At 32.5% G+C, this 13,363-nt stretch carries 17 protein-coding genes; 12 read left to right on the top strand and 5 right to left on the bottom strand.

The features are described from left to right. Positions 1–4: 4 nt before the first annotated feature. Both RDK80_RS15960 and saoX read left to right on the top strand, forming a co-directional pair. Entirely contained in the window at positions 5–442 is a 438-nt protein-coding gene (locus RDK80_RS15960; protein WP_216560651.1) for a MerR family transcriptional regulator, read from the top strand. 69 nt (positions 443–511) lie between these two features. Further along, a complete protein-coding gene (gene saoX, locus RDK80_RS15955) occupies positions 512–1,705 on the top strand; it encodes an ABC transporter substrate-binding subunit SaoX (protein WP_374041681.1) in 1,194 nt (397 codons plus the stop codon). Between the two features lie 69 nt (positions 1,706–1,774). Here the strand turns inward: saoX and saoC are convergent, their stop codons facing one another. From saoC to saoD, 4 genes are read right to left on the bottom strand one after another with little or no spacing between them, the layout of a single operon-like run. Continuing rightward, positions 1,775–2,245, bottom strand: coding sequence for a Cys-Cys-COOH (seleno)protein SaoC (saoC, locus tag RDK80_RS15950; RefSeq protein ID WP_308524857.1), 471 nt, complete (start codon positions 2,243–2,245; stop codon positions 1,775–1,777). A gap of 4 nt (positions 2,246–2,249) precedes the next feature. Beyond that, positions 2,250–3,347, bottom strand: a complete 1,098-nt coding sequence (saoE, locus tag RDK80_RS15945; RefSeq protein ID WP_216560645.1) for an efflux transporter SaoE — start codon at positions 3,345–3,347, stop codon at positions 2,250–2,252. A gap of 7 nt (positions 3,348–3,354) precedes the next feature. Next, positions 3,355–3,624, bottom strand: a complete 270-nt coding sequence (gene saoT, locus RDK80_RS15940) for a thioredoxin-like (seleno)protein SaoT (protein WP_256311766.1) — start codon at positions 3,622–3,624, stop codon at positions 3,355–3,357. A 55-nt stretch (positions 3,625–3,679) separates the two neighbouring features. Next, positions 3,680–4,012 (bottom strand): DsrE-related protein SaoD, encoded by a 333-nt coding sequence (gene saoD / locus RDK80_RS15935; RefSeq protein WP_216560641.1) that lies wholly within the window; start codon positions 4,010–4,012, stop codon positions 3,680–3,682. A 174-nt stretch (positions 4,013–4,186) separates the two neighbouring features. Here saoD and saoL point away from each other — a divergent pair, with 174 nt between their 5' ends. The 4 genes from saoL to RDK80_RS15915 all read left to right on the top strand — a co-directional run bounded on the left by saoL (position 4,187) and on the right by RDK80_RS15915 (position 6,242). Further along, positions 4,187–4,855 carry a MerB-like organometallic lyase SaoL gene (gene saoL, locus RDK80_RS15930; RefSeq protein ID WP_246565854.1) on the top strand — a complete coding sequence of 223 codons (669 nt, stop codon included), beginning with the start codon at positions 4,187–4,189 and terminating at the stop codon, positions 4,853–4,855. A gap of 49 nt (positions 4,856–4,904) precedes the next feature. Continuing rightward, the gene (locus RDK80_RS15925; protein ID WP_094900360.1) at positions 4,905–5,180 is read left to right on the top strand and encodes a DUF2508 family protein; all 276 of its coding nucleotides are present in this window, start codon (positions 4,905–4,907) and stop codon (positions 5,178–5,180) included. A 70-nt stretch (positions 5,181–5,250) separates the two neighbouring features. Next, positions 5,251–5,511 carry a pro-sigmaK processing inhibitor BofA family protein gene (locus RDK80_RS15920; protein WP_094900361.1) on the top strand — a complete coding sequence of 87 codons (261 nt, stop codon included), beginning with the start codon at positions 5,251–5,253 and terminating at the stop codon, positions 5,509–5,511. 92 nt (positions 5,512–5,603) lie between these two features. Then, positions 5,604–6,242, top strand: coding sequence for a 50S ribosomal protein L25 (locus tag RDK80_RS15915; protein WP_216560637.1), 639 nt, complete (start codon positions 5,604–5,606; stop codon positions 6,240–6,242). Between the two features lie 62 nt (positions 6,243–6,304). Here the strand turns inward: RDK80_RS15915 and RDK80_RS15910 are convergent, their stop codons facing one another. Next, the gene (locus RDK80_RS15910; protein WP_216560635.1) at positions 6,305–6,952 is read right to left on the bottom strand and encodes a Crp/Fnr family transcriptional regulator; all 648 of its coding nucleotides are present in this window, start codon (positions 6,950–6,952) and stop codon (positions 6,305–6,307) included. 454 nt (positions 6,953–7,406) lie between these two features. Between RDK80_RS15910 and RDK80_RS15905 the strand changes: the two genes are divergently transcribed. The 6 genes from RDK80_RS15905 (at position 7,407) to RDK80_RS15880 (ending at position 13,255) form a co-directional block, all read left to right on the top strand. Then, positions 7,407–8,567, top strand: coding sequence for an ABC transporter substrate-binding protein (locus RDK80_RS15905; RefSeq protein ID WP_216560633.1), 1,161 nt, complete (start codon positions 7,407–7,409; stop codon positions 8,565–8,567). A gap of 50 nt (positions 8,568–8,617) precedes the next feature. Beyond that, positions 8,618–9,490, top strand: coding sequence for a branched-chain amino acid ABC transporter permease (locus tag RDK80_RS15900; RefSeq protein ID WP_216560631.1), 873 nt, complete (start codon positions 8,618–8,620; stop codon positions 9,488–9,490). Between the two features lie 16 nt (positions 9,491–9,506). Beyond that, complete coding sequence (locus RDK80_RS15895; protein ID WP_216560629.1) at positions 9,507–10,457, top strand: branched-chain amino acid ABC transporter permease; 951 nt, start codon at positions 9,507–9,509, stop codon at positions 10,455–10,457. Positions 10,458–10,477: 20 nt separating this feature from the next. Beyond that, positions 10,478–11,278, top strand: a complete 801-nt coding sequence (locus tag RDK80_RS15890) for an ABC transporter ATP-binding protein (RefSeq protein ID WP_216560627.1) — start codon at positions 10,478–10,480, stop codon at positions 11,276–11,278. Continuing rightward, positions 11,256–11,963, top strand: a complete 708-nt coding sequence (locus tag RDK80_RS15885; RefSeq protein ID WP_216560625.1) for an ABC transporter ATP-binding protein — start codon at positions 11,256–11,258, stop codon at positions 11,961–11,963. The genes RDK80_RS15890 and RDK80_RS15885 overlap by 23 nt, the downstream gene beginning before the upstream one ends. Positions 11,964–12,064: 101 nt before the next feature. Next, entirely contained in the window at positions 12,065–13,255 is a 1,191-nt protein-coding gene (locus tag RDK80_RS15880) for a glycine C-acetyltransferase (RefSeq protein WP_216560623.1), read from the top strand. Positions 13,256–13,363: the final 108 nt, after the last annotated feature.

Raw genomic sequence — 13,363 nt, 5'->3', positions numbered from 1 at the left:
AGCCATGTTATTTATAAAAGATGTTTGCAGGATTACTGGACTTAATAGTTCTGCTGTCAGATACTATGATAGTCAAGGTTTATTAGGGGAAGTAGAAAGACGTTCTAATAACTATAGAGTATTTGATGAAAGAGATATAGAAAAATTATTATTTATAAAAAAGGCTAGGGCTTTGGGATTTGAATTGGAAGAAATAAAAAAGATACTGGTATTAAAAAACAATGGAATACCTCCCTGTAATTATGTAAGCCATAAGATACAAGAAAAAATATCCCTTATAAAAGCAGAAATAGTAAGATTAGAAAAAGAAAAAAACAAACTTGAGAAACATTTATCAGATGCAAGAAAGGTAAGTGGATGTAAAGGTTCTATATGCCATTATATCGAAGGAAATGAAAATGAGAAGGTATCCGAGGAAACAGGCATGAAAAATGCCCAATAAGCAGCAAAGTATATTAAAGCCGTCTATGATATGTAAGACATATTATATAATATATAATCTAGGGAGGAAATATATATGACAAAAAGAATAATTGCTATGGTTTTAGTACTAGCAATGGGAATTACTTTTTTAGCAGGTTGTACTGATAGTAGTAAAGAAACCGTAATTCAAGAAGTAGATTATGACCCAGTTGCGGAGGTAGCTAAATACAAACTAGGTGAATTGACAGAAGCGGATAAAAATTTCGTTGTGCAAATGGGATATAGGGACTGTGACCATATGGTTCCATCAATTATAGGAGAAAAGGCAGGCATCTATAAGGCACTAGGACTTAATGTTGTTGTTACAAAGACTGGTAAGATTATGGAGGCTATGTCTTCAGGTGAAATGCATGTTGGATATCAAGGGATTGAAGGTGCCATTAAATCAGTTAACCAAGGAGCACCATTATTTATGGCTGCAGCCAATCATATAGGAGGTTCTAGATATCTAGTTGTTAGTAATGACATAAAAGAACCAAAGGATTTAATTGGAAAGACTCTAGCTATAGGCTCAGGTGCAGAGGTAAAACCAGAATGGCGTAAATGGTCTGAAGAATTAGATATTCCTATGGAATTAAAAAATTATGAAGTAGTTGATATGGGAGATAAGGACAAACTATTTGCATTAAAGGCTGGTCAGCTTGATGGATTTTCTTGCTGTGACCCTTATGCTTCTCAAGCAGAATTTGAGGGAATTGGTAAAATTATGGCAACTGGATGGGGTGCTCATATTTCAGATGATCTTGAAACTGGTTGGGGAATGTGTTGTATCTACTGTATGAACAATGATTTTCTAGAAGAACATCCAGAATTAGCTAAAAGATTGGTACTTGCACATGCTCTTGCAATAAAGTATCTATATGAACATCCATATAATGCAGGTATGATGTTTGCTGAAGGATTTGGAGTTCAGCCAGAAGTAGGACTAAAAACTGTCTATATGAAAACAGTAGCAGAGGGAAGAACTATTACATGGCAATTTTCACAGGAAAATTTAGACAATTATATACAATATTATTATGATTTTGATATTCCAGAAGAAGAAATTCCTAATATAGATGACATCGAAAAATTTATGTCTACTAACCTATTAGAGACATGCGGTATTGAAGATTTCAATACCTTTATAGAAGAGAAGATTAACAAAGAATTTCCAATAGGGCTTTCCTATGAAGAATGGATAACTAAGGCGAAAACAATAGATGGTATTACTGAACAATAGAATGTATAAATAAGATAAGATATAAAAATGTGGCTATTTTTTTAAAATAGCCACATTTTTATATCTTATCTAACAGCAATCCTCCATACCTTCACCGAATAAATCTTTTATTTCTTTATCATCAATTAATCTAAATATTGCATAACCGTATTTGCCATCCTTTGAACCAGATACAATAAATTCTATGGGTCCAGTTTTATCAATATCTTTGAACTCGATTTTTTGATTCTGTATTGGAGCATGAGTGTGGTCAGATAATTTAAATCCTTCTCCAGTATCTATAACCACGACCATTGCATTTTTTCTATATTCTTCTACATAAATTACCAATAGGTCCTTACGACCATCGTCATTTAAATCCTCATATCCGCATAATATGGCGTCATTATTGGGATGAGTTTCTTGAAAATATAAGAGAAGCTCATTATCTGATTCTACCCCTAAATAATTTACAGTAATATTCTTTTTAATAGAAAAGGAATATAAGCCTAATCCAAAGATAACTAAAAATATTAATAAAGATTTTATGTTTTTTTTCATCTAGTTACCTCGCTTGTTCTGCAAGTTTTCCGAATAAATCTCTTACCTTAGGATACATAGACTTTAAAAAAAATAGAAAAACAATAAATGAGCATATATATTTAAGTGGCTCTGGTATTGTAAAAAGCAGTTTATTGGCACTTTCAATAGTACTATCGATTCTATTGTAGTTAATTGCTGGTTCAAATCCAGGCATAAGCCATAAATTTGTTAAATATCCAACAGTCAGTGCAAAGACAGATATTACTGTTCCATAAATGATAGCAGTTTTTTTACCAATCATCTTATAAATACTCAATAGTTCGGGGAAATTAGTAGCTGCTCCTGCCATCAAGAATGTAATTGCTGCACCAGGTGAAGCTCCACTGGCAATTAAAGCAGCTATAAATGGTATGTGACCAACTGCACAAACATACATAAATGCACTGAGGACTGCCACATTCCAAAGTGATAACATACTAGGGTTTCCTAGATATTTTTGTATAAAGGAGTCTGGAAATGCAGTTAGAATAAACCCTCCAAATAACATTCCTAGAACTACATATTTACTCAATACTACAGCTAAATCTCCCATTACCCATTGCATACCTGATTTGAATTTTTCTAGTAAAGTAGTTTCTTCCATTGGATCTAAGGACATAGTAGATATTTCATTTTCTAAGTTAGGTTTACATACTTCATTGCCCCCTAATTTATTACCAATTATTCCTATAATAAAAGGAAGTAAAAATCCTGCAACTATATTTATTATTGTTAGTTCTTTTCCTAGGAGTCCATAGCTAAGTATTAACGCTATAGGATTTAATGCAGGAGTAGATGCCATAAATGCTAATGTAGGTCCTACATAAGCCCCAGAGTAGTATAAACTAATGCCAAGGGGTATTGTTCCGCAGCTACAAATAGGTAAACACATGCCTGAAATTGTTACTTTTAGAATAGAGCTAATTTTAGTATTTCCTAAATGCTTATGGAATCTCACCGGAGATATAACATCATGAAGAAGTCCAGCTATTATGTAACTGAAAACAAGCCAACCAGAGGTTCCATTGAGTAAACTAATAGAAGTTAATAATATATTCTTTAAAAAATCTAATAATAACAATTATAAATCACCGTCCATTTTCTAATTCTTGAATAGCCAAAGCTATTTCTTTCTCAATAATATCTTTAGATATTCGCTGAATCTTCTTTTTCTCGTTAATAATTAAAGTTCCTCTAAAAATAACTCCATATTTTCTTACATAATCCATATTTTTGCCAGCGTAGTAGATTTTCACCTCTACCTTGTCCTTATATTTAGCTGCAGCAGCCTCTACAGCACGGGTATAACCGTCGCAGCCAGATCAGGTATTGATAAATTCAACTAAAACTTTGTTCAAATCATTTCCCCTCCATAAAAAAATAAAAAAGTCCGTATTAACGGACCTTGTAGCTCTAGAATGTAATTACTTGGTCAAGATCTACTGAACCAAGGGCTCCATATAATACAGGGAAGCAACCAATAGCAGCACCTTGTACAAGATTGTTTTCTATTTGTCTTTCAATAGCACATTGATCACAGGCTAAAAGTATCATGCCGGTTTCTTCGTGTAATTTTTGAAGTCTTTCACCAATATCAGTATCTTTTAATAATAAGAAAGTATTATCAAATACGAAAAACATACCAACTACTTCAGCTCCATGATTTCCTGCCTCTAATTGTGGGATTACCATATCTCTTAAGATAGTTCTGGCGTTATCAGAACTGATAACATATGCAACTTTCACTAAAATTCCCCCTTATATCTTGAAATCCTCTAAATAATATCATAATTGTGCAAAAAATAACAATTAAAATATATTATAGTAGATGGGATAATTATTAATATTTTCTATTTAACAATTGTTAAAAAAGATGATATCTTTATGAAATGATATTAGTTAGAAAGAGTTGATTTTTTTATGGAACAATGTGATTATAGGTATTATTCTGATGAGCAACTGAAAATAGCCAGTATAGATAGTAAATTATCTATAGGAGAGAAAAGAATAAGAAGATATTTGATGAATTATGTTATTGATAATGGACAAGCATTTAATATAAATAATTCATCGCAGGTTGCTAAAAATTTAGGAATGACAGATGAAGAAGTAAATATTATATTGAATAGTTTGATTCAGAAAAATGGAATAGTGGCAGATGAAGAAGGAAATATCAATTTCATATATCCAGTATCGGCAATTCCTACGAATCATAGAATTAGGCTTGCTGATGGAAGAGAATTCACTGCTATGTGTGCTATTGATGCCATGGGAGCGGCATTTACCTTCAAACAGGATATAGATGTAGAATCAAAGTGCAGCAATTGTGGATTTGATATCAAGGTAAGTATCAGAGATGGAAGATTACATAGCTATGAACCTAGTGATTTACATATACTTCATGTGGACTTAAATAAAAATTCAAATTGGTCAGGTAGTTGCTGAAATGTTATGAATTTCTTCTGTAAGGAGAAAGAATATAATGTCTGGATCGAAGAAATGGAGTTAGATAAGTCCGAAATATTTTGTCTAAATGCTAATGAAGCTATTAAAGTTTCAAAAATGTTATTTAGTGTAACAGATATCTAAGTATATACCCCTTAGTTTTTGTCAATGATAAAGAGTAGGGGGTGTTTTTATGATGAGTTTTAAGAAAAAGGAAAAAGACTACTCAAGGGATGATATGTTAGAAAATTTGAGACTGGCTCATAAGGAGTGGAGAGATAAGGAGAGTTTTTTTGAAACAGCTACAGATCCTGATTTAATTGATTATGCCATATATGATATGGAGGCATCTAAATTAAAATATATATATCTATTGAAGAAAATGAAGGAATGGGATAGGGAAGCAGGAGCTGTCTTACAGCAAGAGCTGGAAGAAGAAAACAATAAAAACATTTCTACTCATGGCTAGTACAAATAATTGTAATATTTTCTTAAGTCCTCCTATAATTATAGTATAATAAGATTTAGGAGGGAGAATAATGGAATTAGGCACAATTTTTTATTATATTATTGGACTCTTTTTGCTATATATTATAGGTCTTATACTTGTATGGCCAATTAAAAAGATAATTAAATTAATAGGTAATGGAATTTTAGGAGGATTAACACTGTTACTTTTCAACTTCATAGGAAAGTTCTTTGGACTAAGTATAGCAATCAATCCATTAAATGCTATAATAGTTGGTTTTTTAGGAGTTCCCGGAGTAATATTATTGTTAATACTTCAAGTGATTTTATAGCTTGTAGGGGTATAGCATCTGTTATTTGCATGAAGAGCCAAAATGTGATATTCTATTAGAGTATACTATAAAAAGGATAGGGGGTATATTACATGACAGCTATAAAAATGCAGATACAGAAAAGGACAGAATCTGGAAAAAATTTAGTAAAGAAAATTAGAAAAGATAATATTATACCTGCAGTTGTATATAGCAGGGGTGGTGAAACAGCTAGCGTTTCAGTAGATTCAGCCGAATTTTTAAGAGTATATAAATCAGCAGGAAGTTCTTCTTTATTAAGCTTAGAATTAGAAGGAGAGACTATACCAGCTATTATAAAGGAAATCCAAAGGCATCCTGTGAAAAATCAAATACTTCATGTTGATTTTCAGAAACTAAACATGGATGAGAAGGTAAGAATGACTGTACCAATAGTACTAGTTAATAGGGATAGTATAAAACTTCAACCTTCAATATTGATGCAACTATTGGATCAAATTGAAATTGAATGTTTACCTACTGATATACCAAATGGTGCAGAAGTTGATGTGGAAAATATGGACTTTACAACTCCAATGTTAGTGAAGGATTTAGATATAGCTAACAATGAGAATATTACAATATTAAGAGAATTAGAAGATGTAGTTTGTACATTGACTCAGCCATCTATAAATAGAGAAGATGAGGATGAGGAAACATCCATACCAGAAGCAACAGAAGCAGCGCCAGATGTAATTGAATCAGAAGAATAATATGATTTATAAACTATGACCCATAAAGAATTTTCTTTATGGGTTTTTTATTTTTCTATCCTTTATAAGTCAATGATATTTATCTTTCTGCCATTTCTTGCTATTTTGCCTTCTGATTCTAATAACTTCATAATCCTTGTTACAGTACTCCTAGTAGAACCAATCATATTGGCTAATTCCTCGTGAGTGAGATTAAAATTTAGTTTATGCCCTAATTCCTCTAATGAGTTTTGCTGTATAGATAATCTTTTTAAAAGAAAGAAAAGTCTTTCCTTTGTATTTAAATATGTATTATCATAAATTTGTGTCATGAGTATTCTGAATTTTGTAGTAATCATTAATAAGATACTATCATATACAAAAGGATTCTTTTTCAGATAATTATAAAAAACACTTTTTTCAATTTTACATACCTTAACTCTGGAATAGGTTTTTGTAATGACACGGTCCGAATCCTGTTGTAACATAGTTATTTCTCCAAACATATCTCCAGTAGATAATAGTAATATTATCCTTTCTGCTCCCTCTAGGTCTAAAAAAAATTGTTTGACAATACCGTCTAAGATTAAATAAATATAGTCCAACTTTTTAAATTCAAATTCAATTAATGTATCTTTCTGAAAGTCAATGATAGTTCCAATATCTTTAAAATGCTTTAAAAGGATATTTTTATAGTCATAATTAATAGAATAGCTGTTATATATATTCAAAGGCTCAACTCCTTTAAAGTAAATTTTTAAGTATTGAATAATATAATAAGCATTATAAATACATGCTGTTAATGATATTTTATAATAAAAAGTTATTTATTGCACTATTAAGATATTTAATAAATATTAAAAGGAATATTAAGAAAATGTATTCTAGAACACATTAAGCATAGGATTTATGTAATATTATATACATATGATATTCTCACAAAATTAACAAATAATCAAATAGCAATAATATTCTGAAACAAAAGCAGCTTAGAAATTATTTTACATAATGCCAATAATTTAACAAAAGTGCCAATTTTTACATATTTGCATTTTGTTGTTTTATGAGCTATTTTATAGAAAAGGAGGGATTTATTATATCTACTAACCTATTTGAGAGCTACATAGGCTTACTTTAGCAAAAACAAATCAGAAGAGTCTTAAAAAATTAAGGAGGGATCTGGTCATGCTTAAGAAGAGTAAAAGAAAGTTAGTTTTATTAATCGTCTTAATTTTATCAGTTAATGCTCTAGCTGCTTGCAGCAATAATCAAAGCTCATCAGAAAATGTTTTAAGAATAGGAGTAGTTGGACCGGAATCTGGAGGTTCAGCTCAGTTGGGACAAGGTCAACGTAGGGCAATTGAATTAGCTATAAGTGAAATAAATGAAAATAAATTAGCTGGAGAATGGACATTAGAAGCTTTTTTTGAAGATGATGAAGGTAATCCTACAAAATCATCAAGTGCTACAAATAAATTAATTCAAGAATCTAAGACTCATGTTGTTATAGCAGCCATTAACAGTTCTGCAACCTTAGCTGATATGGTTGTTACAGAAAGAGCGGGTATTCCCCAAATTACACCTGGGTCTACAGGAGCTTCTATTACTGAACAAGGAAATGAATGGATTTTCCGTACAGCAGCAAATGATGCTTTTCAAGCAGATGCATTAATTAAGTATGCTAAAGAAGAATTAGGATTAACTAAGCTTGCTACATTCACTTCTGCCGATGATTATGGACAAAGTGGTGCAAAATTATTAAAAAATGCTATTGAAAAATATGGATTAGAACTTGTAGATGCTCCTACTTATAATAATGGAGATAAAGATTTTAAACCTCAGTTAATTTCAATAAAAGAAAAAGGAGCACAAGCAATTTTCCTATGGGGACTATATACAGAAGCAGCTCTCATTAGTAATCAGGTTCAACAATTAGGTATTGATGTACAATTATTTGGAGCAAGCGGTATGGCCAGTGCAAAGTTAATTGAGCTTGGAGGAGATGCTGCTCAAGGGTTAATTTTAACACAAACATTCTTACCAGATGCTGATATTCCAAAGGTAAAAGAATTTGTTGAGAAATATAAAGAAAAATATAATGAATCTCCGATTCCACATGGCGCACAGGCTTATGATACAGTTTATATTATAGCTGATGCTGTACGAAAAGCTAATAGTAGTAATCCTAAAGATTTAAGAGATGCATTAAGAAAAACAGAAGGTCTAGAATTAGTCACTGGAAACCCTGCTTTTAATGAGCAAGGTGATGATATTGGAAAGAGATTATTAATCACTGAAATCAGAGGAAATGAATTTAAGCTTATTAAGGCAGTAGAAAATAATTAATAAACAATATAATCATATTACTTCAGATTATTTTAAAGGAAGTGAAAAATTTGTTGCAATATATTCTAAATGGATTGCCTATAGGAGCAATTTATGCTCTGGTAGCTTTGAGTTATAGTTTTATTTATGCGGCTTCAGGTGTTCTGAATTGGTCACAGGGTGATATGGTAATGCTAGGAGCATATGTAGGTTTTACAATTTATCAAGTATTGAACTTAGGATTTACACCTGCTCTATTTATTTCAATGGCTGCAGTAGCAATAGCAGGGGTTCTAGTTCAACAATTGATTCTAAAACCATTGAGAAAAAGAAATTCACCACCAGTAAATGTTATTATTGGTACATTAGGTGCATCTATTATCTTGAGAAATATAGCTTTAATGATTTGGGGACCTGATGCTCAGTTATTTCCGTCACCTGTGAGTACAAAACCTATTGCTGCAGGAGTTATGAGCATGACACCTCAGGATATTTTAATAGTCATAGTCAGTATAATTATAATGATTATATTTCAATATCTATTAAAGTATACGAAGGAAGGAAAAGCCTCGAGAGCAGTTACTCAAGACCGCTATGCAGCAGTTCTCATGGGTATCAATACAGAGCGTTCTGATGGGGTAGCCTTTGCTACCAGTGCAGCATTAGGCGCAGCCGCAGGTATACTAATAGCTCCTATATTCTTTGTAACATTTAATATGGGTGCAGGAATAGGATTAAAAGGCTTTGTTGCTGCAGTAGTTGGAGGATTAGGTTCTGTACCAGGTGCCATTGCTGGAGGTTTCTTCATAGGAATAGTTGAATCAATAGCAGGTGGCCAAATAAGCTCCGGTTATCGAGATGCTATTACCTTCACTATATTGATTTTGGTATTATGGTTAAGACCGTCGGGATTGTTTTTGAGAAAGAGAAAACAAAAAGTATAGTTATGGTGGTGTAAAAATGAGAAAAAACAAGAAGATTTTATTACTGATAGGAATCGTGCTAATTTTAACTATTCCACTTTATATTAAGAATCTCTATTATCTTCATGTAATCAACCTAGCTGGTATCTATGCATTGGTGACAATAGGTTTAAATATTTTAAGCGGATATACCGGACAGACTTCCATGGGACAAGCGGGATTCTTTGCTGTAGGGACCTATGTATCGGCACTTGCTATGATGAACTTTGGAGTTCCATTCTTTTTAGCAGCTATTCTTAGCGTAATCGTATCGCTTATTTTCGGTTTGATCATTAGCGTACCTTCGATGAAGTTATCTGGTCCATATTTAGTTTTGGCTACAGTTGGCTTTGGAGAGATTATTAGACTGATTTTATTGAATTGGACTCCAGTTACCAAAGGGGCAGCTGGTCTTACGGGTATACCTTATCCAGAAATTTTTGGACTACAGATAAAATCTGAAATGCAATTCTTTTATCTAATATTAGTATTTGTAATTTTAGGTACCTATATAGCAACTCGTATAACTAAGTCTAAAATCGGTAGAACACTTACAGCCATTAGAGAAGACGAGATTGCTGCAGAAGCCATGGGAGTACCTGTTAATAAATATAAGATTGCAGCCTTTGCAATTAGTGCTATGTTTGCTGGTATAGCTGGAGCTTTATTTGGTTCTTTTTCTGGTGTAACCAGTCCTGATAACTTTACATTTGATGAATCTGTAGCATTTCTATGTATGTCAGTTATCGGTGGAAACAAGACAATTATAGGGGGAATCTTTGGAGCCTTTGTATTGACTATTATTTCTGAAGGTCTAAGAGTTTTTCAAGGAGCAAGATTGATAATATATGGTCTTATCCTAGTACTTACAGTAATCTATATGCCCAATGGCTTAGTAGGTATAATAAATGATATAAGAAATAAACGTAAAAAAGTAAAAGCTCAATGAAAAATATGGAGTGATGTATAATGCCTGAAGGATTAAATATTTTGACTATAAAAGGAGTATCTATAAGTTTTGGTGGACTGAAAGCATTAAGTGGTGTTGACATAGAAGTAATAAAAAACTCCGTACATGGGATAATAGGTCCTAATGGAGCAGGTAAATCAACTCTCTTCAATGTTATTACTGGAATAATCAAGCCTGACTCAGGTGATATTTCATTAGAAGAAAAGAAACTTTCAATTTCTAAGTCATATCAGCTTGTACCAGCAGGAATATCTCGTACCTTTCAAAACATACGACTTTTTAAAGAAATGTCTGTTTTAGATAATGTTATGATAGGTCACCATGTTCATACTCCCATGCCGATTTTATCCATTTTACTTAATGGAAAAAAATCTCGCAAATATGAGGAAATTACTAGAGAAAAAGCATTAGAGGCCCTTGAATTTATGGGTCTGGAAGACAAGAAGGATGAAATTGTAAAGAATTTATCATATGGACAACAAAGATTGGTTGAATTTGCTCGTGCCTTAGCCGCTCAGCCTAAAATAATACTTCTAGATGAACCAGCTGCTGGCATGAATCCTACAGAGAAAATAAATCTATTGAATATTATAGATAGATTAAGAAAAAAAGGATATACACTTATTTTAATTGAACATGATATGAAATTAGTTATGAATATATGTGATAGGATTTCTGTACTCAATCATGGCAAAATAATTACTCAAGGAATACCGGAGGAAGTCCGTAATAATCCAGATGTAATAAGTGCATATTTAGGGAAGGGTGGAGATGTAAATGCTCGAGATAAAGGGAATTAGTGCAAGTTACGGACCAACTAAAGTACTTCATGATATTTCTTTAAAGGTGGAAGAAGGAAAAATAACAACCCTTATTGGCGGCAATGGAGCAGGAAAAACAACTACATTAAATTGCATTATGGGAGTTGTTAAAGGGCAAGGTGGTAGTATTTCTTGGAAAAACAAGGATATCACCAATTTAAAAACACCGGATATCGTTAGTATGGGAATATCTTTAATACCAGAAGGAAGGCATATTTTTCCTGATATGACTGTTATGGAAAACCTGGAGTTAGGAGCCTATAAACGTAAGGATAAGAAAAATGTAATTAAAGATGATTTAGATTGGATTTTTGATACTTTTCCTGTATTGAAAACTAGATATAAGCAGCTTGCTGGCACTATGTCAGGAGGAGAACAACAGATGCTGGCAATTGGACGTTCTCTTATGGGTAGTCCAGAATTGATTTTGATGGATGAACCGTCAATGGGTTTAGCTCCAATAATAGTAGAAGAGGTTTTCAGGGTAATTGAAAAAATAAAAAATATGGGTAAAACTATTTTACTCGTAGAACAGAATGCGTCATTGGCTTTAAGTATTGCCCATTATGGTTACGTTATTGAATTAGGACATATAGCTTTAGAAGGAACTGGACAAGAGTTATTAAATAACTCTGAAGTGGAAAAAGCTTATTTAGGTTTATAATAAAGAAATATGTAACTGCAAGACTATAAATGCCCTACAGTTTTAAAAAATGTAGGGTAGTTATATTTAATCTTCATAATTAAATTTTAGGAGGTCTTACTATGTCCAATGTACATGAGTTAAAATTCTTAAAGGAAAAAATTGAGGAATTAAAGAAGGATGGTGTTTATAGGAAGCTGCCAGTATTAGAAACTCCATGTGAGGCTGAAGTAATATTGAATGGTAAAAAGGTTATAAATTTATCTTCAAATAATTATCTTGGATTCGCTAATCATCCTAGATTAAAAAAAGCTGCTATTGAAGCAGTTGAAAAATATGGTGCAGGTACAGGTGCTGTAAGAACCATTATAGGAAATATGGACATCCATGAAAATCTAGAAGCCCTTTTAGCTAAATTCAAAAAAGATGAAGCAGCATTTTTATATCAATCAGCTTTCAATTGTAATGCTGGAACTATTCAAGCAGTTACAGAGGCAGGAGATATAATAATATCTGATGAATTAAACCATGCTTCAATCATAGATGGTACTAGATTATCAAAGGCTGCAAGAGGAATTTATAAGCATTCTGATATGGACAGCTTAGAAGCAGTACTAAAGGAATCTAGAGACAAATATAAAAACATGCTAATCATCACTGACGGAGTTTTCAGTATGGATGGAGATATAGCAAAGCTTCCTGAAATAGTAGAGTTAGCAGAAAAATATGGAGCAATGACCTATGTAGATGATTCTCATGGCTCAGGAGTATTAGGAGAAAGCGGAAGAGGAACCATAGACCATTTTGGATTACATGGTAGAGTAGATTTCTCAATGGGCTGTCTATCTAAGGGTATAGGAGTAATGGGAGGCTATGTATCTGGTTCACAAACAATGTGTGATTGGTTAAGCCATAGAGCAAGACCAGTACTATTCAGTACATCCTTACCACCAGCAGCTGTAGGAGCAGTTACAGAAGCAATCACCATTCTGATGGAATCAACAGAATACACTGATAGACTATGGGATAACGCAAGATACTGGAAATCAAAAATTGGTAGCCTAGGCTATAATACAGGTCATAGTGAAACTCCAATAACTCCAGTAATTATCGGAGACGAAGCTAAGACAATGGAATTCAGCAGAAAATTATTTGAAAATGGAGTATTCGTATCAGGTATTGTATTCCCAACAGTTCCAAGGGGAACAGGAAGGGTTAGATGCATGGTAACTGCAGCTCATACAAAGGATCAGTTAGATAGAGCAGCGGCTGTATTTGAAAAAGTAGGAAAAGAAATGAATATACTAAAATAAAAATAATCCATTGGCCAAACAGCCAATGGATTATTTTTATTTTAGTTATAAGAAATATTGTGAAATGTATTCCTAAACACATTAATTGAATAGGGAACATTATAAAAT

The organism is uncultured Tissierella sp., from assembly GCF_902479755.1.
GTDB classification, from domain to species: domain Bacteria; phylum Bacillota; class Clostridia; order Tissierellales; family Tissierellaceae; genus Tissierella; species Tissierella carlieri.
The sequence above is the reverse complement of the archived record's forward strand: the minus strand, read 5'-3'. Positions and strand labels throughout refer to the sequence as shown.

Bases quoted from the DNA above. Each gene is read 5' to 3' on its own strand.
- RDK80_RS15960 (WP_216560651.1), top strand. From the start codon at position 5: ATGTTATTTATAAAAGATGTTTGCAGGATTACTGGACTTAATAGTTCT.
- saoC (WP_308524857.1), bottom strand. From the start codon at position 2,245: ATGAAAAAAAACATAAAATCTTTATTAATATTTTTAGTTATCTTTGGA.
- RDK80_RS15925 (WP_094900360.1), top strand. From the start codon at position 4,905: ATGATGAGTTTTAAGAAAAAGGAAAAAGACTACTCAAGGGATGATATG.
- RDK80_RS15920 (WP_094900361.1), top strand. From the start codon at position 5,251: ATGGAATTAGGCACAATTTTTTATTATATTATTGGACTCTTTTTGCTA.
- RDK80_RS15915 (WP_216560637.1), top strand. From the start codon at position 5,604: ATGACAGCTATAAAAATGCAGATACAGAAAAGGACAGAATCTGGAAAA.
- RDK80_RS15905 (WP_216560633.1), top strand. From the start codon at position 7,407: ATGCTTAAGAAGAGTAAAAGAAAGTTAGTTTTATTAATCGTCTTAATT.
- RDK80_RS15895 (WP_216560629.1), top strand. From the start codon at position 9,507: ATGAGAAAAAACAAGAAGATTTTATTACTGATAGGAATCGTGCTAATT.
- RDK80_RS15890 (WP_216560627.1), top strand. From the start codon at position 10,478: ATGCCTGAAGGATTAAATATTTTGACTATAAAAGGAGTATCTATAAGT.
- RDK80_RS15885 (WP_216560625.1), top strand. From the start codon at position 11,256: ATGCTCGAGATAAAGGGAATTAGTGCAAGTTACGGACCAACTAAAGTA.
- RDK80_RS15880 (WP_216560623.1), top strand. From the start codon at position 12,065: ATGTCCAATGTACATGAGTTAAAATTCTTAAAGGAAAAAATTGAGGAA.